Annotated in this window: 2 protein-coding genes; both read right to left on the bottom strand. The window is 32.6% G+C overall.

The window, feature by feature from the left end; genetic code table 11:
* Positions 1-209: 209 nt before the first annotated feature.
* Entirely contained in the window at positions 210-668 is a 459-nt protein-coding gene (locus ACTJJQ_RS19195) for a hypothetical protein (protein ID WP_440600511.1), read from the bottom strand.
* Positions 669-853: 185 nt separating this feature from the next.
* On the bottom strand, positions 854-1,315 hold the full coding sequence (locus ACTJJQ_RS19190; RefSeq protein WP_212047018.1) for an ImmA/IrrE family metallo-endopeptidase: 462 nt from the start codon (positions 1,313-1,315) through the stop codon (positions 854-856).
* Between the last annotated feature and the right edge of the window lie 867 nt (positions 1,316-2,182).

Here is a 2,182-nt window from a genome sequence, read left to right as displayed (position 1 = left end):
TTCAAGCTCCATGTTGAGCTGAATGGTATCAATCACGTCTTCATTTTCTGATTTTAAGACGTCAATTAATGAAATTTCGTTGCCTTCTTTATCCTGACCGATGGGGTCATGCAGAGAGACGTCCTTTTTTGTTTTTTGAGTGCGCGTAAATGCATGAGGATTTCATTATTAATGTCAAAAGGTGGGTGCAGTAAAAGTGCACCAAAATTTCATTCATGTGGTTCAGTTTTATATTTCTCATCTTTAATTCTTATTAATTGCCCTTCTTTGTTTGAAATGTATAGGATATCATTCTTTTCAATCACCAAGATTCCTTCTATCGGTGTTTTAAGATACGAAGAGCTAATTTTTTCAAATTTTAAAGAAGTATATGGTGTAACAGTTCGCATAAGCTTTCCTGTGTCTTTAGAAATTAAAGGAGTAGATACGACAAAAACTAAGATAAAGAATGTAAGTACGGGTAATACAATAGTAGGCTTTTTTTTATTAATATGTTTAATAAAATCAGTAACCTTTAAATTTTTTTCCTGTGCATTATCATGACTTGCATTTGCAATTTCGCTTTTAGGCCATAATCGAGGGTAAATTTTTGCGTAAAAGTAACTAAGTATAATTGTAGTCAGAATTAAAATTAAGAAATTAATTTTAAAAGGGAAGCTTATATGCAAAAAATTTTGCACCTTTATGAAAATTAAATTCACAAGTAGAATAATAGGTACTATTTTTATAAATCGAACAAAAAATGTTTTATTCGAAAAAATACTGGTGCTAAAGAGAAAAATGAGAAAAAAAAGTATAAAAATAAAGAATTCCTCTTTGAAAATAATAAAAGACAAAATACATCAATCGTTTTTTAACCATTAAAAAATAAACTGAGTCTCCTATAAGCAAAGCTTCTAGTAACATTAAATTGATTAGCAAGAATACAAGAAGCATCATATTTTATTTGTTCATATTTAAATTTTCTAAGCATAAATGTCGGAATACAAAACTTATATGCAAAACGCTTCGCCTGCATTTCCTGCAGCTCTCTAAACAGTGGGGGCATGATTAATTGATTTCCTTCATGTCTAAGCGCATGGCAAAGTTCATGACCAAAATCTTGCCACTGTTCTTGAGGGCTGAGGCGATTATCAATGATAATAGTTCCAGCATAGTACCGGCTGCTGATGTTTAAGAATTCGACTTTTAAATTGGAGCGGTAGGCAATGTCTAATAGATCAAGTTCTGATGGATTTTTAATGTTGATTTGATGATAGAATGCTTCGATCCAGTCATCTAAGTGTGTTGTGTTTTTTGGCAAAATACGTTCCAACTTAAGCAACTCCTTACGAAAAGAACGTTTGTTCTGTATTTGGCTAAAAATAAATACTCTTAATGAGCATTTATTTTAAATCAACTGTTAATTCTTTTTTTCGGCAACATTATTTAAATGTTCGTCGAATGGTGAATCTAATACAAGTCTGATACTCTTAATTTTGGAAACATCAGATTCAACCAAAACTGAAACAATTCCTCAATCTTATCATCGGTTGCATATTTTATATCTTTAAAGAAAATTTTGTTTCAGGGTTTAATATCTTTTTCTACATCTCCTCAACTGATTAAAATAATTAGCCATTTTTTCAATGTATCATAATCAGGTTTATAATCTCTAAAATATAGCTGATTTAGAGTCTTAGATGCAGTTTGTTATAAAGCTTATCAAGCGTATAAACTAGAAAATAAATTAGATATTTAATTGGCAATTGATTAGAAACTATTCTTATAACCAAATTCAGATGGAAAGTAGTATAGAGAAAAAATAAAAAACAGACCTCATATGGTCTGTTCAGCGTGTAGACAAACCCTCGCATTCGGTGTCAGTCCTGCGCTTCGGTGCTCACGAATGTTAAATTCGCTCCGCGCCGATGCTCGTCCTTCCTAGACTGCAAAGGTTTTCTATCACGCTGAAAAGAAGACAAAGGGCTAAAATCAAGTTCATTTTAGCCCTTTGTCAACAATCTGAACAGACCTCATATGGTCTGTTTTTTATCCACTAACAAGAAGGATTCTTTTACAAAATTCAAATCACTTCCCCTTCTCCCGCTTCCGTTTCTCCTTCTCCGCCCGGTAAAACTCATGAAACATCTTCATCAGTGCGCGTTTCTCTATCCGAGACACATAGCTCCGCGATATCCCG

This window comes from Bacillus sp. 22483, from assembly GCF_052044605.1.
Classification (GTDB): Bacteria; Bacillota; Bacilli; order Bacillales; family Bacillaceae; genus Bacillus; species Bacillus altitudinis.
This window is presented reverse-complemented; position numbering and strand designations above follow the sequence as displayed.